20 protein-coding genes and 1 tRNA gene are annotated in these 21,200 nt (G+C 53.4%); 16 read left to right on the top strand and 5 right to left on the bottom strand.

All coding sequences use genetic code 11. The features are described 5' to 3' along the window. The 4 genes from ACYC56_RS03950 to ACYC56_RS03935 all read left to right on the top strand — a co-directional run. A partial coding sequence (locus ACYC56_RS03950) for an ATP-binding protein DrrA1-3 family domain-containing protein (RefSeq protein ID WP_461372877.1) occupies nucleotides 1-274 on the top strand: 274 nt, incomplete at its 5' end. Nucleotides 275-279: 5 nt separating this feature from the next. Further along, entirely contained in the window at nucleotides 280-1,410 is a 1,131-nt protein-coding gene (locus tag ACYC56_RS03945; protein WP_461372876.1) for an ABC transporter permease, read from the top strand. Beyond that, nucleotides 1,407-2,537: an ABC transporter permease gene (locus ACYC56_RS03940; protein WP_461372875.1), complete on the top strand. Its 1,131-nt coding sequence runs from the start codon at nucleotides 1,407-1,409 to the stop codon at nucleotides 2,535-2,537. Before ACYC56_RS03945 ends, ACYC56_RS03940 begins: the two co-directional genes overlap by 4 nt. Before the next feature lie 17 nt (nucleotides 2,538-2,554). Beyond that, nucleotides 2,555-3,502, top strand: coding sequence for an ABC transporter ATP-binding protein (locus ACYC56_RS03935; protein ID WP_461372874.1), 948 nt, complete (start codon nucleotides 2,555-2,557; stop codon nucleotides 3,500-3,502). Between the two features lie 44 nt (nucleotides 3,503-3,546). Here ACYC56_RS03935 and ACYC56_RS03930 read toward each other — a convergent pair whose 3' ends face one another. Further along, nucleotides 3,547-3,981 (bottom strand): hypothetical protein, encoded by a 435-nt coding sequence (locus ACYC56_RS03930; protein ID WP_461372873.1) that lies wholly within the window; start codon nucleotides 3,979-3,981, stop codon nucleotides 3,547-3,549. A gap of 173 nt (nucleotides 3,982-4,154) precedes the next feature. On the opposite strand from ACYC56_RS03930, the gene nth reads away from it, so the two are divergent. The 3 genes from nth (at nucleotide 4,155) to ACYC56_RS03915 (ending at nucleotide 6,804) form a co-directional block, all read left to right on the top strand. Further along, nucleotides 4,155-4,757, top strand: coding sequence for an endonuclease III (nth, locus tag ACYC56_RS03925; RefSeq protein WP_461372881.1), 603 nt, complete (start codon nucleotides 4,155-4,157; stop codon nucleotides 4,755-4,757). A gap of 184 nt (nucleotides 4,758-4,941) precedes the next feature. Further along, the gene (locus ACYC56_RS03920; RefSeq protein ID WP_461372872.1) at nucleotides 4,942-5,301 is read left to right on the top strand and encodes a nitrous oxide-stimulated promoter family protein; all 360 of its coding nucleotides are present in this window, start codon (nucleotides 4,942-4,944) and stop codon (nucleotides 5,299-5,301) included. A 66-nt stretch (nucleotides 5,302-5,367) separates the two neighbouring features. Then, a complete protein-coding gene (locus ACYC56_RS03915; RefSeq protein ID WP_461372871.1) occupies nucleotides 5,368-6,804 on the top strand; it encodes an S-layer homology domain-containing protein in 1,437 nt (478 codons plus the stop codon). Nucleotides 6,805-6,822: 18 nt separating this feature from the next. On the opposite strand, the gene ACYC56_RS03910 is transcribed toward ACYC56_RS03915, so the two are convergent. From ACYC56_RS03910 to ACYC56_RS03895, 4 genes are all read right to left on the bottom strand, one after another. Further along, complete coding sequence (locus ACYC56_RS03910; RefSeq protein WP_461372870.1) at nucleotides 6,823-7,971, bottom strand: PQQ-dependent sugar dehydrogenase; 1,149 nt, start codon at nucleotides 7,969-7,971, stop codon at nucleotides 6,823-6,825. A gap of 73 nt (nucleotides 7,972-8,044) precedes the next feature. After that, a complete protein-coding gene (locus ACYC56_RS03905; protein WP_461372869.1) occupies nucleotides 8,045-9,361 on the bottom strand; it encodes an MFS transporter in 1,317 nt (438 codons plus the stop codon). Nucleotides 9,362-9,557: 196 nt separating this feature from the next. Beyond that, on the bottom strand, nucleotides 9,558-10,184 hold the full coding sequence (locus ACYC56_RS03900) for a DUF1614 domain-containing protein (RefSeq protein ID WP_461372880.1): 627 nt from the start codon (nucleotides 10,182-10,184) through the stop codon (nucleotides 9,558-9,560). 31 nt (nucleotides 10,185-10,215) lie between these two features. Continuing rightward, the gene (locus tag ACYC56_RS03895; protein WP_461372868.1) at nucleotides 10,216-10,833 is read right to left on the bottom strand and encodes a uracil-DNA glycosylase; all 618 of its coding nucleotides are present in this window, start codon (nucleotides 10,831-10,833) and stop codon (nucleotides 10,216-10,218) included. Between the two features lie 198 nt (nucleotides 10,834-11,031). Here ACYC56_RS03895 and ACYC56_RS03890 point away from each other — a divergent pair, with 198 nt between their 5' ends. From ACYC56_RS03890 to ACYC56_RS03850, 9 genes are all read left to right on the top strand, one after another. Then, on the top strand, nucleotides 11,032-12,441 hold the full coding sequence (locus ACYC56_RS03890; RefSeq protein ID WP_461372867.1) for a CBS domain-containing protein: 1,410 nt from the start codon (nucleotides 11,032-11,034) through the stop codon (nucleotides 12,439-12,441). Nucleotides 12,442-12,657: 216 nt separating this feature from the next. Beyond that, complete coding sequence (gene nadD, locus ACYC56_RS03885; RefSeq protein WP_461372879.1) at nucleotides 12,658-13,299, top strand: nicotinate-nucleotide adenylyltransferase; 642 nt, start codon at nucleotides 12,658-12,660, stop codon at nucleotides 13,297-13,299. A 30-nt stretch (nucleotides 13,300-13,329) separates the two neighbouring features. Continuing rightward, entirely contained in the window at nucleotides 13,330-13,896 is a 567-nt protein-coding gene (gene yqeK / locus ACYC56_RS03880; protein WP_461372866.1) for a bis(5'-nucleosyl)-tetraphosphatase (symmetrical) YqeK, read from the top strand. Between the two features lies 1 nt (nucleotide 13,897). After that, nucleotides 13,898-15,028: a LytR C-terminal domain-containing protein gene (locus tag ACYC56_RS03875; protein WP_461372865.1), complete on the top strand. Its 1,131-nt coding sequence runs from the start codon at nucleotides 13,898-13,900 to the stop codon at nucleotides 15,026-15,028. A 40-nt stretch (nucleotides 15,029-15,068) separates the two neighbouring features. Next, on the top strand, nucleotides 15,069-15,419 hold the full coding sequence (gene rsfS / locus ACYC56_RS03870; protein WP_461372878.1) for a ribosome silencing factor: 351 nt from the start codon (nucleotides 15,069-15,071) through the stop codon (nucleotides 15,417-15,419). Nucleotides 15,420-15,560: 141 nt separating this feature from the next. Next, nucleotides 15,561-15,632, top strand: a tRNA-Ala gene (locus ACYC56_RS03865). Nucleotides 15,633-15,759: 127 nt separating this feature from the next. Further along, the gene (leuS, locus tag ACYC56_RS03860) at nucleotides 15,760-18,231 is read left to right on the top strand and encodes a leucine--tRNA ligase (protein WP_461372864.1); all 2,472 of its coding nucleotides are present in this window, start codon (nucleotides 15,760-15,762) and stop codon (nucleotides 18,229-18,231) included. 128 nt (nucleotides 18,232-18,359) lie between these two features. After that, nucleotides 18,360-19,088 carry a helix-hairpin-helix domain-containing protein gene (locus ACYC56_RS03855; protein ID WP_461372863.1) on the top strand — a complete coding sequence of 243 codons (729 nt, stop codon included), beginning with the start codon at nucleotides 18,360-18,362 and terminating at the stop codon, nucleotides 19,086-19,088. Then, the coding region (locus ACYC56_RS03850) for a DNA internalization-related competence protein ComEC/Rec2 (RefSeq protein WP_461372862.1) at nucleotides 19,076-21,200 on the top strand (2,125 nt) is incomplete at its 3' end. The genes ACYC56_RS03855 and ACYC56_RS03850, both read left to right, overlap by 13 nt.

The following is a 21,200-nucleotide window of genomic DNA, read 5'->3' as shown; positions in this document are numbered from 1 at the left end:
CAAGGCATCTTTTAGCGGCGAGGTGGTAGAGCTTATCGCGAGGCCGCAACGCGAAGCCCAGAGGCTCGTCAAAACCTTACACTACGTGTTTGATGTGGAGATTTACGGTGAGCGGTTGCAGCTTACCGTGTCGAATGCCGGGGATGCGGCCGAGAGGCTAAAGCGTGACCTTGCGGGCAAGGTCGAGCTGGTATCGGTTGTCCCGAAGGCGCCGACGATGGAGAGTGCGTTTATCGAAATGATCAAGAACACCCGAAATAAGAGCCGGGGGTAACCGCAATGAAACTGATAGAAGCGATCATGAAAAAAGAAATAATCCATATCCTGAGGGACCCGAGGACGCTGGGAATCACGCTGTTTTTACCGCTCTTCCAGCTCTTGATGTTCGGGTATGCGTTAAGCCTGGATATCAACCACATCTCGACCGCCGTTTATGACAGCGACAAGTCGGCCATGAGCAGGAAGTTGATCGAGAATTTCTCGAGTTCGGGCTACTTCGATATAAAAGCCAGGCCCGTTACCGCTGATTTTGCGAAGCGTTTGGACGCGGGTCAGATCAAGGTGGCGATCGTGATTCCGAAGGGCTTCGAGGATAAGGTTCGCTCCGATGGAAACGCCAGGGTGCAGGTGCTGGTGGATGGGTCCGACCCAAGTTTCGCCAGGGTCGGCCTGGGATACTCGTCGGTCATAATCAGCAGGTTCTCGCAGAACGCGACGATGGAGTCGCTCTATAAGAGAGGTATCGCCATCAGGCAAGGTGTACCGCCGATAGATACAAAGGCGAGGGTATGGTACAACCCAGAACTGCGGAGCGTCAACTATATCGTGCCCGGCTTGATGGCGCTGATCATGATGACGGTAACGACGATCAGTATTTCGGTGGCGGTGGTGCGCGAGAAAGAGAAGGGGACGCTCGAGAACCTCATCATATCCCCGATAAGGGGTTCTCAGCTCATCATAGGCAAGATAATCCCATACGTAGTCATTGCGTTTTTTGAAGCGGCGCTCATCACGGGTGTTGGGATGTTATTGTTTAAGGTGCCGATGAACGGCAGTTTTCTGCTGCTGTTCGGAGGCCTGATAATCTATGTCGCCGGGACGCTTGGGATGGGTCTGGTGATCTCAGCGGCGACCGATTCGCAACAAGTGGCGAGCTTCGGGTCGTTTATGGCGACGTTCCTACCGGCGTTTTTGCTCTCGGGCTTCGTCTTTCCCATAAAAAGCATGCCGGTCGTGCTGCAATTTATCACATATCTTGTGCCGGCGAGGTATTTTCTGGTGGTTATTCGCGGGATTTTCTTAAAAGGCGTCGGCTTTAGCGTGCTGTGGCCGAACTTGCTGGCGCTTGTAGTGTTCGCTACGCTGATGATCACCGTCGCCTCATTACGTCTAAGGAGGTCGCTCGCATGAAGCGTGTGCTGATGCTCGCCAAAAAAGAGATCATCCAGCTGCTGCGGGATAGAAGAATGCTCCCGTTGGTGTTTGTCGCGCCGATTCTGCAGCTCCTTCTCTTCGGATATGTTGTGCAGACCGAAGTCAAAAATATCGGGATAGTCCTTGTGGACCATGACCGTACGGCCGAGAGCAAGGTGATCGCTGAGAAACTTACCAACGGCGGGTACTTCGAGATCGAGGAGAGGGTGGACAGCGAGCGTTCAATGCCTGAGCTCATCCGGTCCGATAAGGCGACGCTTGGCGTAATAATCCCGCAGGGCTACCAGGCCGCGATCAAAGCCGGGCGAACCGCCGAGATCATGCTTGTGCTCGACGGCTCGGATGCAAATACAGGGGTTCAGGCGCAGCAGTACGCATCGCGGATAATAGCTGCGAGGGCGCAGGAGATAATGGGACGCAAACTCAGCGCCATGAAAGCGATTATCCCCAGGATAGCAACCGTTGAGCCGAGGGTTAGGGTTTGGTATAACCCGGACTTAAAGAGCGTGAACTATATGGTCCCGGGCCTGATCGGGCTTATCTTAACGATTATTACGACCATTATTACTTCGGTTGCAGTCGTCAAAGAAAGGGAGCGCGGTACGCTGGAGCAGCTTATCGTCACCCCGGTAAAGCGCTGGGAGCTTATCATGGGCAAGGTGCTGCCGTTTGTCGGAATCGCCTTTATCGAGGTGGGGCTCATCATGAGTGTCGGTATGCTCTGGTTCAAGGTCCCGTTCAGGGGGAATATCTTCTTGCTGCTTGCGCTGTGTTTGGCATTTTTGTTTACGACGGTGGGGCAGGGGCTGTTCGTATCGACGATCTCGCGCACCCAGCATCAGGCGCAGATGACCGCATGGTTCTTCATGATGCCCGCGGTGATGCTTTCGGGCTTTATGTTTCCCATAGAGAACATGCCGAAGGTTATCCAGCTGCTGACATATGTGATACCGCTGAGGTATTTTCTGGTTATCGTGCGAGGTATATTCCTCAAGGGCGTGGGGATGGAGGCGTTATGGAGTCAGGTGCTGGTGCTTTCGCTGCTCGGGGTTTTCATCTTCGGGGTGAGCGTATTGCGGTTTCAGAAGCGGTTTGCGGATTAACGTGAGGACCGGTTTAGGTGAGTACAGCGAATAATGGTTATGAAAAATCAATAGTGGTTGATGGGCTTACCAGGACGTTTGGTGAGTTTACGGCGGTTGATGGGGTCTCGTTCGATGTAAGGCGCGGGGAAATATTCGGATTTCTCGGGCCGAACGGGTCGGGTAAATCGACGACGATGAGGATGCTTTGCGGAATCCTCGAGCCGAGCGGGGGCCGGGCGAGCGTGCTTGGGTTCGATGTTGCCAAGCAGCCGGAGCAGATCAAGCAGCACATCGGTTACATGTCGCAGAAGTTCAGCCTTTACGACGACCTTACGGTTATGGAGAACCTCGACTTCTATGGCGGCATCTACGGTCTGGGGAACTCAAAGCTTGCCGAGCGTAAGGACTTTGTCCTTGAGATGGCGGACTTGAAGGGCAGGGAGCACGAACTTGCGGCGAACCTGTCCACGGGGTGGAAGCAGCGGCTCGCCCTGGGATGCGCGATTATCCATGAGCCCAAGATGGTGTTTTTGGACGAACCGACCGGCGGGGTCGATCCGGTATCCCGACGTAATTTTTGGGAGATGCTGTACCACATGGCCGAAGCGGGGACCACGCTTTTTGTTACGACGCACTATATGGATGAGGCGGAGCACTGCCATAGAATCGGCTTCATCTACCAGGGCAGCATCATAGCGCTCGGGACACCCGACCAGTTAAAGAAGGATCATATGGCGGGGGATATCGTCGAGATAACTATCGATACGTCCCAGCGGGCCTTAACGGCGGTCGGGGCGGCGCCTGGGGTCGATGAGGCGTACTTTTACGGTGCGACCATTCACGCCAAGGTGGGGTCGGCGGCAAGGGAATCCCTGGCCATTGAGAAAAGCCTTAAGAGTGCGGGGTTGAGCGATTTCACCATTCAGGCCGTTCAACCCAGCCTCGAGGACGTTTTTGTAAACCTCATCGAGACCATGCGCTAGGTTGAACGGCCTGGTTTAGCTCAACCGATTATGGTTGATATAGTTTATGCGTATGGATAGAGACGCCGCTGGAAGTCCTTCAGCTGGCTTAAGAGCTTGAAGTGCTTTTGCTCATCCATTAAGAGATACGAGAGCAGATGGCGCACTACGAAATGCCTGCTCTCCTCGAACTCCTCCTCTGCGAGCGTTATCGAGTTTCTCTCAAGCTCCAGGTGCGCGTTTATCAGCTCTGCGATATCTCCCAGCTCTTCCGGGGTAAGCGTAATCGTGCCGGTAAGCGCCTCGTTGATCGCGTCCAGAACCTCTTTATGCTTTTGCGAGTCGGTCTTGATAAGCCCGGCAATGGTTGTCACCAGCTTATTGTCGGTGGCGTTCATTATTTTTTCACAGCTCTCGATGGTCACGTCCTCGAGCTTCTTCCATTTGTTGATCCCATCCTCGAAATGCGATCTGCGCTCTACAATATCCTGTGTCGCCATAGCAATTCCTCCTTGTCTCTCATGCACTCACGCTTGTCGAGTGAGCTAGCATATATGCCACTGTCTTTCGCTAAATATACCCAGAATCAGGTGTTTTACACGCGTTCCGGCATAACGGCGCATTTATCTGCTACACTTAACCCAAGGGGGAGTTATTCGTGGATGGGCTTATCATGCGTCTCAAGCAAGAGTATCCGGATGCCGGGATTGTTCTGAACTACTCGAATACACTGGAGCTGCTGGTATCGGTTATCCTTTCGGCGCAGTGTACGGATAAAAAGGTAAACGAGGTCACGGCGACTTTGTTTAAGAAATACAGGGACGTTAACGACTATGCGAACGCTTCGCTGGAGGAATTTGAGCAGGATATCCGGCCAACCGGGTTTTACCGGAACAAGGCTAAGAATATAAAAGGGGCCGCCGCAATGGTTATCGAGCGCTTTGGCGGGGAGGTGCCTTCGACCATGGAGGAGTTGATCCAGCTTCCGGGCGTCGCGAGGAAAACGGCGAATATCGTGCTGGGTAACGCGTTTGATATCGTCGAGGGAATCGCGGTCGATACGCACGTTAAGCGCCTCTCTAACCGCTTGGGCTTAAGCGCTAACACCGACCCCGAGAAAATAGAGCGCGACCTCATGAATACCATCCCCAAAGACGAGTGGTTCAAGCTTACATATCTTTTTATCGAGCACGGCAGGGCGGTCTGCGACGCCAAGAAACCCAAGTGCGATGTCTGCAATCTAAACGATATCTGCCCGTCGGCGTTCAAATTCTAGCTGCTCCCGGTCGTTTTCTTAAAGCGTGTATCCTTAATATCCTTCTATCGATTTCCGGTTTTTTGATTTAAATCAAGGAATTCCAGTGCCGTGCGATTTATAGTAGTTTTATATCTCAGCGAGGGGAGTTAGGATTGAACCTTCTGGATTCTGGCTCCTGACTCCTGACTTCCGGAGGTTTGCTATGTCTGTATTCGAGCCAAAAGTAAGAAAAGATATTGGTGTACTGGCCAAGTTTGTACATATTTACTGTCGTGAAAACCATCCCGATGCGACGCAGAATCCCTTTATCTATAAAGGGAAGGGCGCGGACGAGCTTAAGATTTCAAAGGTGGCGCTGTGTGCGGAATGCGCGAAGCTGCTCAAGCATGGGATCGCAAAGCGGTCGATGTGCCCGATGGACCCGAAGCCGATGTGTAAGAAATGCCCTAACCATTGCTACCATCCGGTATACAGGGGACAGATCCGGGAGGCGATGAAGTTCTCGGGTATTTATCTTGCCAAACGGGGTCGCATCGATATGTTGATACATTATCTCGCGTAAGTTTACGGGTCTTAAGGGTGTGGAATAGGGAGAACAGACGAACCTTACCGCCCTGGAGGACTACCTATGCCAGATACGAGGCCGGCGATAATACTGATCACGTACTTAGCTGCGATGGTCGTGATTCAGATTTTCGCCAGCACTGGAAACCCCGCAGACCAAAGCAAGAAACGTTTCGTGCCGCACGAACCGAAGATCTCGGTGCATGTCTCGGGTGAGGATACGGCGGCCATCGGCAAATCCACTACATACGAGGTCAAGGTAAAGGTCGACAGCCGTGACACTACCGTAACCACAGTCGACGTCTCAGACATGGTCAATCTTGCCGCCGGCGCGGCTATCGATATCGCCAGCACTAAGCCAAGCCTCCTTAGTACGGAACCTATCGGCGACGGCATCAAGATAAACTGGGGAAAGTTCCGGCTTATAGGCGGCCAGGAGCTGAAGATCAAGCTCAAAGTAAAAACGAAGCGAGAGGGGATGGCGATCAACACTGCCCTTGCTATGTGCGAGAACGGCAAGACCGAGATGTCGAACAACCTCACGACATTTCTGGTACCGCCCCCGGTCGAGTCGACTTCCACTACCACAACCACAACCACCGCATTTGATTTTAGCCTGTCCGGGCTATCCAATACGTCTTCGAGGCCTTCGGTGAGCGGCAAATCCTCAAGCGAAGAATCGCCAAAAGGGGATGGTGCCCCGAAGAGCACTTCAAATAATGACAGGATAGGGTTTAACGGATGGTCGAACAACTGGGATTTCGGGGGCGAAGAGCCCGCATCATCCGCCAGAAAGGTTGAAGAAGGTATCCGGAGCACCATTAAGAGGAAGCGAGCAGTAAATCCAAAGCCGGGCGAAGGTATTGAAACAACTACTACGGCAGCGTTTAGGGATATCGGGCCGGGCGAGTGGTTTGCCGCGGATATCGGTGACCTGGTGACATGGGATATAATCGGCGGTTATCCGGATGCCACCTTTCGACCGGCCGCTCCGGTAAGTCGCGCCGAGTTTACCACCCTAATAATGAGAGGAGCCGGGGTATTAAAGCGCGGCCCCGAGCCGTTTGTCGATGTGCGTGTGGATGATTGGTTTTACCCGGCTGTAGCATCAGCGTATAACCTGGAGCTGGTCGAGGGGGTCTCACAAAAAATATTTGCGCCCGGGGATAAACTAACCAGGGAGCAGGCGGCGACGATAGCCATTAAGGCCGCCAAACTGCCGGTAGAGACCGATTTCGAAAAGCAGGGCTCGTGGTTACAGGGATTTTCCGACAGGTACTCGATCTCCGAATGGGCCCGCCCATATGCCGCTGCGGTCCTCAAATACAACCTGATAAAAGGGTATGCCGACAACAAATTTGAACCCCAGGGCCTCATTACAAGGGCCGAGGCCACCATCCTTATTCACCGTTTGTTCTTTGAAAAGCGCTCCATGCTAATCGAAACCCCAGACTACGTAAAACCCACCCCTTCGGACGTTTCCACTGTCATCAACCGGTAGTGAACCCGATAGGCTAGACTACTTGAAACCGATCTTGCTAACCCGCTTAATTAAATTCCCATCGGTGATGTAGATATCACCATCCAGCGACTGTGCGACGCCGATGATCGGCCGGGGGGAGCTGAGGATTCTTTTATCCTGCCCGACCGTATCAAAATCCTTTCCGGTAAGGTCCAGAGCGTGCAGGTCTTGTGCTACATATGTTCCAAAGACGAACCAGTCTTTGATCTGTCTAAAGACGTTTCCGGTGTAGAATATCGCCTGGGTGGGGGCGATGGTGCTCCCGTAAACCTTTATCGGGTTTACAAAGCGATTGTCGTTGGATGTGCCAAGAACAGTCGGCCAGCCGTAGTTTTTGCCAGCCTCGATCCTGTTGATCTCGTCATCACCGGCCGGCCCGTTTTCGGTAACATAAAGCACGCCCGTTTGTGGGTGGAAGGCCATACCGAAGACGTTGCGATGGCCGAGCGAGTAGACCGGTGAGTCACCGAAGGGATTGTCCGTTGGGATTGACCCGTCCGGTTTCACACGCAGAATTTTTCCGGCAAGCGATGTCCTATCCTGGGCGAGTTGACGATCACCTGTTTCGCCGGTCGAGATATAGAGGTTTCCATCCGGGCCGAAGGCCAAGACGCCGCCGTTATGTATACGTCCCGCCGGGATTTTATCCAGGATAACCTCGGCCTTTGGTTTAGCGACGTCTTTGAATCTAACAACCCTGTTAAACAGGGTACTCCCGCTCCTATATGTGTGGTAGACATAGATGTAAGGTTGAGCCTTAAAGTTTGCAGGGAGAGCGATTCCTAGAAGACCTGTCTCGTGATATCCTATCGGCCTGGGCACGGTAACTGTTGCAAAAGGCTGTTTTTCGAGGGCGCTGTTTTCAAATACCCGTATCCGCCCGACGCGCTCGGTGATGAAGATACGCCTGTCCGGTGCAAACGCCATCGCCACTGGCTGATTGAGGCCGCGTATCGTCTGCGGGAACGCTGTTTTCTTCGCCGCTTCGCCCGTAGTCGTTGTAGAAGTCACGCTAGCCTCTGACGTTCTGGCCCGTGATGGTGCCCTGGTTGATGTGTTCGCGCAGCTTGTCAGGGAAGACAAGCCGATTATAAGTATCACTGTTAAAAAGGCGGCCAGGATGGCCGTACCACGTCTATTCTTCATGCGTAGTTCCTACCCTACTTATTGGACTGTTACTCATACTGTTCTTCATAGATCGATAAAGCCGGTAAACCGACTATCCCACGTTTTCAAGCAGGTGCGGGCGGAAGTAGAGAATGGCGGAGGCTATGAGAAGGACGGTGGCGCCGATGGCGAGCGTCGGCGGGCTACCGATAAACCTGGCCAACGAGCCGACTATCAGGCTGCCGATGGGGAAGAGCCCCATGAACGCCCAAACAAAGAGGCTCATGACGCGACCCCTGATCTGCGTCGGGGCCATCAGCTGCAGTGATGTATTAATCGACGATGTGGTCGTTAGAAACGCGATCCCTATGCCGACCTGCGCAAGCAACGAGATGATAAAGATCTTGGAGAACGCGAAGACTAGAAGCAGGATGCCGTAGCTGAACAGCCCGAGCTTGATAAGGTTTCTTCGCGGGATGATATGGGTGAGGCCGGCAACGATAAGCGCACCGGTAACCGCCCCAAGGCCGGTCGCTGCAAACAAGTACCCGAGACCTTGTGCGCCGGTTTTGAGGATATCGATGGCATATACCGGCATAAGCGTTGTGTGCGACATTCCGAACATGGTCAGTGTTCCCACGCAGATAAGTAAAACAGCCGCTGAAGCATGTTCTTTTGCGTACTTAATACCTTCGGTGAAGTTTTGCCATGCACTCATTTCGCTCTGCCGGGTTTTTACGGGTGGCGGTTTGATCAGCAGAAGCGCGATGATAACCGCCAGAAAGCTCAGCGAGTTGATGTAAAACGAGGCCGCCACGCCCAGCGAGCCGATGATCAAGCCGGCAATGGCCGGTCCCACCAACCTGGCGACGTTAAACTGCGCCGAGTTAAGGGCCACCGCGTTGAGCAGGTCTTTCTTGGGGACCAGCTCGGGGATGAGCGACAACCATGCCGGAAAACCGAAACTTGAGGCTATGCCGGTGATCAGGGAGATAACGACTATAGTGACAACGGTAGCGGCATGCAGCGATATAAGTATTCCCAGGGTCAGGGCGAGAAGCATTTGCACGACTTGTGTTGCGATGATAAGTGATCTTCGCTGGTAGCGGTCTGCGACGATTCCACCGACAAGCGCCAGGAAAAACGTCGGTATGCTCGATGAGAAGGTAACGAATCCCAGGGCGAATTCTGAATGCGTAAGCTGAAAGACGAATAAACCGAGGGCTACGGATTGGATCCACGTGCCGATATTTGAGAGGAGCGCCCCTGACCATAGATAACGGTACTCCGCATACCCGAGGGAGGAGAAAAGGCTCCAGCGCCTGGTGCCTGTTTCAATGAGAGCGGCTTCGGGTGAAGTCGCTTCGGTCTCCAGTACTTCAGTCTCTGTTAGTCTATCGATGCCTTGCTCATTATGGTTTTTATCCATCGTGTATCCTTACCCATAATGAGCCATGCGCCGGGCGTAATCAAGCCCCGGCATCATCAATGCGCTTAACGTCCGTGAGATCGATCAGCGCACGTTCGATAGCGCTGTTGGCGGTGTTTACCGCGAACTGGTGCGATGCTAAGAACGGTTTGGTCATGGAGCCTTCAAATAATAGCTCGCAGGTCCCGACCTACGCTTACGTAAGGAGGGCGGCTATTATGCCTACGAGGAATATCCCATCGAAGACGCCGGCGCCGCCGATGCTGACGGCCAGGGAGCCGACCTTTCGGATTTTACGGAGGTTGAGTAGATCGGCGCCGACGAGCGTGCCGATAGAGCCCGAGATATACGCCACCGCCGCCGGGTTATTATGTGGGGCTAGGAGCAGGGCAAGGAGCGCCGCAACGATTGGCGGTATAAAGGCGGGCAGCGTAATACCGACCCCGGGCACTACCCTCGCCAGCAGTTTTGATACTACGGCGATGACCAGCGTCGCAATCGCCGTTGGAGCCAGTGGGGCGTTCGGCAGAAAATAGAGCGAGAGCAGGATAGGGATAAGCGCACCGCCTACATTGATAAACAGCACCTGCTCGGCGACCCGCGGTGGGTAGTAAAAGAAGGGGAAGGGCATGCGGCGCCTATCCGTGATAATAACCCGGCGCCGTGATATCGGGATATTGATGTACCCACCGATAATCGTCCCGACAAAGATCGAAAAGGTCTGCGTTGGGGTGAGGCCGAGCTTAGTAAACGAGATGGCGATCGCGTTAAAGATAAATAAGACTAAGAGCAAGGAGAGGAGAAGGGCAAATACTATCGGAATCATAAATGCTCGCGCCATCTTCGCTCCAGACCTAGGCCGCCTGCTCGGGGCTTACAATATCCCGTATCTTTTGCAGGTCGCTTTCGAACTCGTGCTGTCTCTCGCCTTCGTCGCCGGCCGCGTACGATCTGAGGACAGCCGATGGGTGGAAGGTCGGAAGGATTTCTATCCCATGCCAATTATAAAACTTCCCGTGGTTTTCGGTAAGCTTAAAATCCTTTCCTAAAAACCACTGGCTGGCTTTGGCCCCGAGGGCTACGATCAGCCTGGGCTTGACCAGCGCGATCTCGCGCTCGAGGAACTCGCGCTCGATGTTGATTTGCTTCACCGTGGGCGGCTTGTTCTGCTTCTTTCCGGACGGGAGCGGCTTATAGGACCGGTGCTTTACGACGTTGGTGATATAAAAGTCGCGATTAACATCAAATCTCAGGTCTGTTAGGGTATGCTCCAGCAGCCTGCCGGCGGCGCCCACAAACGGTTTCTGCAGTTGCTCTTCTTTCTCGCCCGGGCCTTCACCGATAAGCATGCAGTGGGCGTTCGGATTTCCGCGGGGGAATACCGGCCTGTCCCCGACACCCGTGAGCGCCCGGCACTGCTCGCAGTCTTTGATATCCTCTATTATCTCTTGTAGCGCAACTGTTTTATTCATCTTACTCATTAAGATTTGGATACCTCAAATCACAACGATATAAACAGGCGGTTTTTACAGCGCAAGGACGGGGTATAAAGTAGCTTGTAGCTAAGAGCAAAAGTTAGGTTGTCGAGGTTGGCCACGCAGGAGGACTGGTGTTCCGTCGCCTGTAAGCCTCAACCTATTAAGTAAGCATGGATGTTTTGGAGGCAGACTATGAAGATTGCTATGATCGCCGGGCCCTGGTTGCCGGTGCCGCCCGTGGCTTACGGGGGCGCCGAGCTTGTGATAAGCCAGCTTGCGGATGGGTTAGTGGAGAGAGGGCATGAGGTTCTTCTTTTTGCTTCGGGGGACTCGCAGACCAAAGCCCAGCTCGTACCGGTATCCCCTAAGCATATAGGGCAGGACTGGCCCGGTTACGGTGCCCCCCTGCAGAACGCATTCTCGGAATACTCATACGTCCGGTCGTTCTTGGAGAAGGCGGATATCATCCACGATCACACCATGCATCACAACACGTGGCTTCCCATAAAGGCGATCTATACCCTGCACGGCCCGGCCGAGTGGGGCGCCGAGCTGGCCCGCGGAATGAGTTCGTTCGCCCAGCAGAACTACTTCGTCGCCATCAGCGAGACGCAGCGACGCCTCTATGGCGAGGAGGGGATAAATTTCGTGCGCACGGTCTATAACGGGATCGACCTAAAAGACGTACCGTTTTCGGACAAGAAGCAAGATTATCTCTTCTTTATCGGTAGGGCGAATTGGGAAAAAGGCCTGGATATAGCGCTTAGAATCGCCATTGCCGCGAAACGCAAGCTGGTTATGGCGATAAAGATGACCGAGACGCATGAGAAAGAATACTTTAATACAATCGTTAAACCTCTGCTTGCGCAGGCGGAGGTTGAGATTCTCGGAGACATAACGGTTGAAGAAAAATACAACCTTTATAAAAACGCGGCAGCCACGCTTTTCACCAGCCAATGGGAGGAGCCGTTTGGCTTGGTCATGATCGAATCAATGGCCACGGGTACCCCTGTTTTGGCGCTGAGAAGGGGCGCTTCCAGCGAAGTAATCGAAGACGGCGTGACCGGCTTCATCGGAGATTCTATCGATGATCTGATCGAAGCGGTCGGTGATATCTCCGAGATACGCCCTGAGGCCTGCCGCCAGCATGTGGCCGATAACTTCTCGGTCGACAAGATGGTCGAAGGCTATGAGGAAGCTTATAAGAGGGTGCTGTACGGGTTTAAGAAAGCGGTTATCGCGAGGGATGTCATGTCTACCGATGTGATTACCGCTACCCCGGAAATGACGAGAGAAGACCTGGTTAAGATACTCGCCAGGTATGACATTAGTGGCGTCCCCGTGCTATCCGACGGCAGGCTGGTCGGAATCGTCACGGAGGATGATATCCTCTCCAAGCCGGGTGAATACGTTTCCGAGATAATGACGAGAAACGTTATCACGGTCAACGAGAAAGACCCGGTGCACAGGGTCGCCTCGATTCTGATCAGGAACAGGATCAAGCGCGTGCCCGTGATTAGCGACGACCATGTGGCGGGCATTATAAGCAGGCACGACCTTGTCCAGGCGCTTGCATTAGAAAAATACAGCGCAGCCGCTTGATTTAAGGCTCAAGGAATTGCGAATTGCGAATGTCGAATTACGAATTAGTGATGGTCTAGAGTGTGGGCCTAAGGGTGTCTAGAATAAAAAGGGTGGAGATTAGCTCCGCCCTTTTTCTTTGCGTGAGTATCGTAGACTGTGGCGCTGGTTTCTTTTATTGATATAATAGCGGTATCAAGGGTGATTAGCTTGCACGGAAGAGTTCGAAAGGGAGTCATGTCGGAAGAAGAGAAGAAGAGGGGCCGCCTTGGGGTTATGGGCGGCACGTTTAATCCTATTCATTACGGGCACCTCGTGACGGCCGAGGAAGCGCTGTTCCAGTTTAAGCTGGATAAAGTGATCTTTATGCCCTCAGGGCAGCCGCCGCATAAAACCGATAGAGAGATATTGCCTCCCGAGGAGCGGTATCTGCTAACTGTGATTGCAACCGCGTCCAATCCCGACTTCGTCGTCTCCCGGCTTGAGATCGAGCGCACGGGTCCGTCCTATACGATCGATACGTTACGCGAACTGCATGGCCTATACGGCCCGGACATCGACATCTTTTTCATTACGGGTGCCGATGCGGTATGGGAGATCTTGACCTGGAAAGATGCCGAAAGCCTTGTTGAGCTTACCGAGTTTATCGCCGCAACGAGACCCGGCTACAGCCTGGAGAAATTTAAAAAGCTGCATGTTTTACCCGAGGGTCAGGAGAAAGGCAAGCCCAGGGTATCCATCATGGAAATTCCGGCGCTTGCGATATCCTCGACCGATATACGCATGAGAGTGCACGAGAATCGCCCGATAAGTTACCTCGTGCCGGAGGGAGTCGCCAAGTATATACAGAAGTGCGGCTTCTGGAAGGATAAATCTTAAGTCTTTACTATGGGATGGCAGCCAACTACTATGAGCTATAGCGTAGAAGAAATAAAAGCAAAGCTGAGAGAAAAACTCGAGCCGCAGCATTACGAGCATAGCCTGCGCACCGCTGAGGCCGCCCGAGATATGGCGAGGGCTTTCGGCGTGGATGTCGAGAAGGCCTACATGGCAGGCCTGTTGCACGACTACGCCAAGTCGATGAGCAACGAGCAGTTGTTTGAGGCATCAAAGCGGTGCGGGATAGATCTGGGGCCGATCGATACCGTTGTGCCCCATCTACTGCATGCCAAGATAGGTGCGTGTCTTGTAGGGCTTGAGCTGGGTATCGACGATGTCGAGATCATCGAATCGATACGAAACCACACGACCGGGTCATCCCTGATGAGTAAACTTGATAAGATAATTTACGTTGCAGATATGATCGAGCCGGGCAGGCCGTTTAAGGGCCTCGACCCTTTAAGGAGAATGGCCTTGGCCGACCTAGACGAGGTATTCCGGGCGGCCTATGTACATTCTCTCGAGTATCTTGTGAAAACCAGAAGACCCATACACCCAACGACGGTTGAGGTATGGAATACCGTGATATTGGGTTAATATGGATGATTTCTTTAAACCATTAGAAGAAGGAACCGAGCGCTCATCGAGGCTCGAGCTGCTGGGTGAGGCAAAATCCGAGCGCCGTAGACGCCTGGCCATTATCTTCACCTCGGTCGTTGTGGTGCTTGCCGTAGCGGTAGGGGGCTTTTTCGTATTCCGGGCGTTGGCCGGCAAAAAGAGTGCGCAGTCCGAGCGGGCGGCCAAGCACCAAAATACCGTAGAGACAAAGCGCGGCGAAGACAAGAAACAGCAACTAGCCCAGGAAGATCAAAAACAGGAGAGCACAGATACTGCCGCTCAGGTCAAACAGGTCGCAAATGTGCTTATCGTCGGTGTTCAGGAGCAAAACGGGCGCAAGCAGGCGCGCGGTATCCTCTTTGCGAAGATCGACCTGTTAAGCGGGACGATCCAGGGGGTAAACATCCCTGAAAAAACGTATCTCAATATAACCGGTCTTGGCTTGGACCAGATCGGCGCTTCGTTCGCCCTGGGCATGAATGCGACAAAAAAGGTGGTCGAGGACCTGTTGCATGTGCCGGCCGACAGCTATATAACCATGCACTATGAGGATTTCGAATATTTGATCAGCGAAAATACCTTCCAAACGGCGTTCGATAAAGCGGTTGAGACCAATCTTTTCGAGGGCGAGAAGAAGGAATACAGCAAGCAGGTCGCGAGGATAATGCCCGCAAAAATAAATATTGTCCCTCTGCCGGTGAAATTCGTCAGCATAAACGGGGAGCCGTATTATCAACCAAACAACGAGGAAGTGAGTCGTCTGCTCACAGCGTTATGGGGAATAAAAGTAGAAGTAAAAACCGATAACGCCCGGGTGATCATACTCAACGGCGCCGGTTTGCCTGGCGCGGGCAGGGTGATTTCGGACAAGCTTACTCCGAACGGGTTTATGGTAATAGATATTAAGAACGCGAGCAGCTTTAATTACAAGAAGACCGAAATAGTCGCCTACAAAGAGGACTACATGGAGAAGGCCAAGCAGATACAGCAACTTCTCGGTATCGGGAACGTGGTCTACCACCCGGTTTCGCAGGATGTTGCGGAAATAGCCATCATTATCGGGCACGATTTTAAGCTTACAAGCAGTACTACAAATAGCACTGCTAATTAAAACAGTTCTACGAACGGTACAAATTAAAGGGGGATAAAAACTGGAATCCAAAAACATCGCAGAGTTAGCCGCCGCTGCGGCATCTGATAAGCAGGCAAGCGATATAGTAATCATCGACATCAGCAAGATACTAATAATCGCCGATTATTTTGTAATATGCAGCGGGCAGACCAACCGGCAGGTTCAAACCATTGCGGAGAGCGTTGCAGACAAACTTCGTGAGCAAAAGGTACGCAAAGTAGGCATCGAAGGGGATAGGCTCGGCAATTGGGTGTTACTCGACTACGGTGCGGTCGTCATCCATGTCTTCACTCAGGATCAACGCGAGTTCTACAGCCTCGAGCGCCTCTGGGCCGACGCACCCCATCACAAATGGGAGGAAACCGGGTAATTTCGACATTCGACATTCGCAATTCGAAATTCCTACGTTTGACATAATCGCAGTAAATCATTACTATATGTAAGGACGTAGAGGGACTCTAGGCAGCGCGGGTGGTAACCGTTATAATACCAAAGAGTGAGCGGAAATAATGGGGCCATAGCTCAGCGGGAGAGCACTTGGCTGGCAGCCAAGGGGTCGAGGGTTCAAATCCCTCTGGCTCCACAAAAAGCAGTCTCTTTGATGAAGACTGCTTTTCTACTAAATAGGGTGGTACCGCGGATTTGCCTTCCGCCCCTGTACGGGGCGGAAGGTTTTTTTATCTAAATCAGTAGAATTGGGGAGGTTGTGCATGGCCGAGCGTTATAACCACAAAGCAATCGAAGAAAAATGGCAAAAGAAATGGGAAGAAGAGGATATCTACCGTACCTTTGAAGATCCTTCGAAGCCCGAAAAATATATCCTTGAGATGTTCCCGTATCCATCCGGCCAGCTCCATATGGGTCACGTGCGCAATTACTCGATCGGCGATGTCGTTGCCAGGTATAACAAGATGAACGGGTACAACATCCTTCATCCTATAGGCTACGATGCCTTCGGCCTTCCCGCCGAGAACGCCGCAATCGAGCGCGGGATACCGCCCCAGAAGTGGACGTTCAGTAATATCGAGAGCATGCGCGAGCAGCTCAAACAGCTCGGTTTAAGCTACGACTGGAGCCGGGAAGTCGTCACGGCAAGCCCCGATTACTATAAATGGGGCCAGTGGATGTTCATAAAGTTTTACGAGCGCGGCCTGGCCTACCGCAAGAAAGCTTTGGTCAACTGGTGTCCGGGATGCGAGACGGTGCTCGCCAACGAGCAAGTCGAGGCGGGCCGGTGCTGGCGTTGCGGCACACCGGCGGAGCTGCGGGAACTGGAGCAGTGGTTCTTAAAAATCACCGATTACGCCGAGAGGCTGCTTGACGACCTCGAGTTGCTAGAAGGATGGCCCGAGCGCGTACGCATCATGCAGCGCAACTGGATAGGCAAAAGCGAAGGCGCTTATGTCGATTTTCAAATAAAGGGTAGGGACCAAAAGATCACCGTCTTTACGACGAGGCCCGACACGTTGTACGGCGCGACGTTCTTCCTGCTCGCCCCCGAGCATCCGATGGTCGACGAGCTGGTCAAGGGTACTGAGTATGAATCCGGTGCCCGTGAGTTCAGGCATAAAGTCGCACACGAAACCGAAATCGACCGCACATCCGCCGAGAAGGAGAAAAACGGCTTCTTCACAGGCGTCTATGTGATAAATCCGGTGAACGGCGAGGAATTGCCGGTCTATCTGGCGGATTACGTCCTGATGGGATACGGCACCGGCGCGGTTATGGCCGTTCCGGCGCACGACCAGCGCGACTTTGAGTTCGCGAAGAAATATGGACTACCGATCAGGATAGTTATTCAGCCGGCGGGGGAGATGATCAACCCCACGATGATGGCCCAGGCCTACGAAGGTGAAGGCGTTATGGTAAACTCCGGCCAATTTGATGGTATGCCGCAAACCGAAGGCGTTAAGAAGGTCACCGAATACCTGAAGCAAAAGGGTGTGGGCGAGCCCGCTATAAACTACCGTTTGCGCGACTGGCTGATCTCACGCCAGCGTTACTGGGGAAACCCCATACCGATGGTCTATTGCGAGAAATGCGGCGTCGTGCCTGTAAATGAAGGGGACTTGCCGGTTATCCTGCCGGAGAATATCGAGATCACCGGCGTCGGTGGCTCACCGCTTTCCCGCGATCCGAATTTCGTGGACACGACCTGTCCACGATGCGATGGCCCGGCAAAGCGCGAGACCGACACGATGGATACCTTCATCGATTCGTCCTGGTATTTCCTGCGCTACTGCAGCCCGCATGAGGATAAACTGCCGTTTGCAAAGGATGCCGTAGACTACTGGATGCCGGTCGACCAATACATCGGCGGCATCGAGCATGCAGTGTTGCATTTGCTGTACTCGAGGTTCTTCACCAAGGTCCTTTACGATATGGGGATGGTCAGCGTCGTCGAGCCGTTTGTGAATTTGCTGACCCAGGGTATGGTCATCAAGGACGGCGCCAAGATGTCAAAATCCAAAGGAAACGTCGTCGACCCCGGCAAGATTATCGGCAGGTATGGCGCGGATACCGCGAGGCTGTTTATCCTGTTCGCCTCGCCGCCGGAAAAAGAGCTTGAATGGAGCGACCGCGGCGTCGAGGGCTCGTATCGTTTCTTGAACCGCGTTTGGAGGCTGGTCGAGGACAACAAAAAGCTGGTCGCAAACACCGGCGCTGTCTCACCGGACGGCCTGGGATCGGCGGAGAGAGACATGCGCTCCATGACGCACAAGACCGTTAAGCGTGTCACCGAGGATATCGCACGTTTCAACTTCAACACCGCCATCAGCGCGATTATGGAGCTGGTGAACGCTCTGTATAAATATAACGAGAACACTAACCGCAATCCGGGGGTCATGAAGGAAGCGGTGGATAACCTAATACTGTTGCTCGCACCGTTTGCTCCACATATAACAGAGGAACTATGGCACGAGCTGGGCAACACCGAGAGCGTTCATTTGATCGCCTGGCCGAAGCATAATCCTGAGTTCGCGAAATCCGAAGAGGTGACGCTGGTCGTCCAGGTAAACGGTAAGGTAAGGGATAAAATCACCGTTGCGGCCGATATCGCCGAAGACGAGATGAAGAAAACGGCGCTGGCATCCGAGAAGGTTCTCGCGCACGTCAGCGACAAAGAGGTCAAGAATATCTTTATCGTGCCGGGGAAACTGGTCAATATAGTAGTGAAATAAATAGAGAATAAAATAACTAGAGGATAAAAAAGGCGGAGGCAAGCTTCGCCTTTTTTCGTGCCCAATTTTTGAAGTATTTTTCAACGATCGGAAGGAAAGGGGGCGCTCCGGCTAGAATATATGCATTTATGCAAAAGCATACAAGCACCGATACGAAATCGGATATCGAGCATATACTCTTTAGCGCCAGGGAAAAGCTGGCTGAGCGTGGTGTGACGCTTGATAGGCGCCAGGCGTTGGCCGTTGCGCTACTACTTATCGTCACCATTGGTGGAAGCCTGATACTCTACAGGGCGTCCCAGCCAAAACCGGTTGTTATAGCAAAGGCCGGGGAGAATGCGAGGAGCAATGCCAGGGCAACCGGCAAAGACGAAACGTCATCATCGAAACAATCGAAAGACAAAGAGGTGCAGGTGCTTTTCGTGCACGTCGCGGGGGCGGTTGCCCGTCCGGGTGTCTACCAGGTAAAAGAGGGGAGCCGCGTTATCGATGCGCTCGGTGCGGCGGGCGGTGCGCTCAACCCCTCCGATTCAAACGCGCTCAACCTTGCCGCCAAAGTCTGCGACGGCCAGAAAATCTACGTGCCCAAGAAAGGTGAGGCTCCACCGCCGCAGGTGGAAGAAGCGTCGGGTATGGGCTCGGGGGCGCCGCTCGCCAGTGGCGCAAAGGTCAACCTCAATACCGCATCCATGGAGCAACTCGACGCGCTGCCGGGTGTGGGCCCATCTACCGCCAAGAGGATCATCGACTACCGGAACACATCCGGTCCGTTCAAGAGGGTGGACAACCTTAAAGATGTAGACGGCATAGGCGCTAAAAAATTCGATCAGCTCAAGGACCTGGTATGCGCCGATTAAATATGGTGCAGCCGCTCGTTCTTTTCGCCGTCACCTATATCCTTGGAATCGTAATCGCGGATTCGTTTCGTATCACCGTGTTCAGCGCGGCGCTTCTTGCAAGCACAGCTCTGGTACTCCACCTTTTCGCGACTTACAAGAGGGAACACCGCAAGACGGTTTCGGCCGCGATCCTGTTTCTTTCGCTCGGGATATTTCTGACGGCGCTGTCCGCATCCGGGCAGGAATCGAGCCTGCTCTACAAAGCGGGCCGCCAATCGGCGCATGCGACTATCGAGGGGTATGTTACCGGCGACCCTACCTACCAGGAAGGGGTTTCAAGCTTCAACCTGAAAGCGACCGCATACCATCTCGACGGATTGGCAGCAGACGACCGGCAGTGGAGGATAAACGAGGAGGTCAGGGTTAAGGTTCGCTCACGCGGTCGCCTTAAGCTGGGAATGGGGGACGGTATCAGGGTGTCCGGCCGTTTTGGAATTCCTAAGTCGAGTGGTGACTTTGATTACCGGCGATATCTTTATCATAAGGGTATCATGTCGACCCTCAGCGCCCACCCGGACGATATCGAACACATTCAACACCAGGATTTCTCGCTAATCCCTTATATCATGTCTTATGCCGGATCGATACGGCGCTGGGTAAAGGGTGTCAACTCGTCATACCTGCCGCCGGATTGCGCCGGCCTTTTAAACGGTATCGTGCTCGGTGATATGTCGACAACCGACGATGAAATCGAGGAGTCGTTCAGGTCGACCGGCCTCACGCATATACTTGCGGCATCCGGCATGAATATCGCCTTGGTGCTCGGCGCCCTCTGGCCGCTGCTGCGCATATTGCGCCTCCGCCCACCGGTACAGTTCGGCATTCTTGTGGCGTTTAGCGCTCTCTACACTATGGTAAGCGGGATGTCTCCGTCGATCACCAGGGCTTTTGTCATGGCGACTATCGCGCTTATCGCGTGGCTGTTCGGCAGAGGGAAGGACGGCCTCACTTCGCTTGCCGCAGCCGTACTGGCCATCCTTGTCGTAAGTCCGTTTACGCTTTTTGACATCGGCTTTCAGCTCTCGTTCATCGCGACCGCTTCGCTGATCATGTTCGCATCCCGCTTCGACCGCCTTATGTCCGAACTTCCCAAAGCCTTGCGGACCGGCCTCTCCGTAACCATTGCCGCCCAGCTGGGAGTACTGCCGATCATGGTCTACTACTTCGGCCAGGTATCGGCCATCTCACCGATCGCGAACCTGATCGTTGTCCCGCTTACCGGGCCCGCGCTCGTTCTCGGCATGGTCGCACTGCCGGTGGCCGCCATATCTAAGTTTGCGGGCGCACTGCTCTTTTTTGTCGTAAAAATAATCCTGGAAGCCATGATACATTCGGCAAGCATGTTATCAAAAATCCCGGGCGCCTCACTGTCCCTCGGCCAACCCTCACTCTTAATGGTTCTTCTGAGTTACCCCATAATAGCTGGTCTCGCACTCTATTTTGAGAAGATAAACCTCAAGCTGAGGTTATGGCATGCCCTGCTACTGCTTATTGGGTTAGTAACGGCTTCGATTTGGTGGCAGGTCGCGCTAGTGGCACCGCCCGCAGGTCTTGAAATCGAATTTTTAGACGTGGGCCAAGGGGATAGCGCCCTCATAACCGCACCCGATGGCACGCGGCTTCTCATCGACGGCGGCCCCGACCCCGGCACTCTCCAAAAAAAGCTCGAGCAGCGGGGCATCAAGAAAATCGACGCGGTACTTATAAGCCATTTTCACGCGGACCATGCTGGGGGTCTTAAGAAACTTGCCGACGTGCTTGTAATCGGCAGCATTATCTATCCCCACAGCACAAAGGATTCAAAGGCTTGTTCGGCCTTGTTTGCAGGCTTTAAAGGAAAAGGCTCGCGCGATCTTCCGGTTGATGCGGGCGATACGCTACGCCTGGGCAATTCGCTTGAAATAGATACCCTGTATACAGAGTTAAATGATAGCGCTCCTACCGATGATGAAAACGATGAATCGGCGGTCGTTATGGTCAAATACGGCAAGTTCAAGGCGCTTTTCACCGGCGACGCGGGTGAGGATATCGAAAAACAGCTGGTGGGCGAAGATTCCGATATCGATGCCG

This window comes from Candidatus Aquicultor sp. (assembly GCF_054640775.1).
Note: the sequence above shows the minus strand (reverse complement) of the source record. Positions and strands in the feature narration are given on the sequence as shown.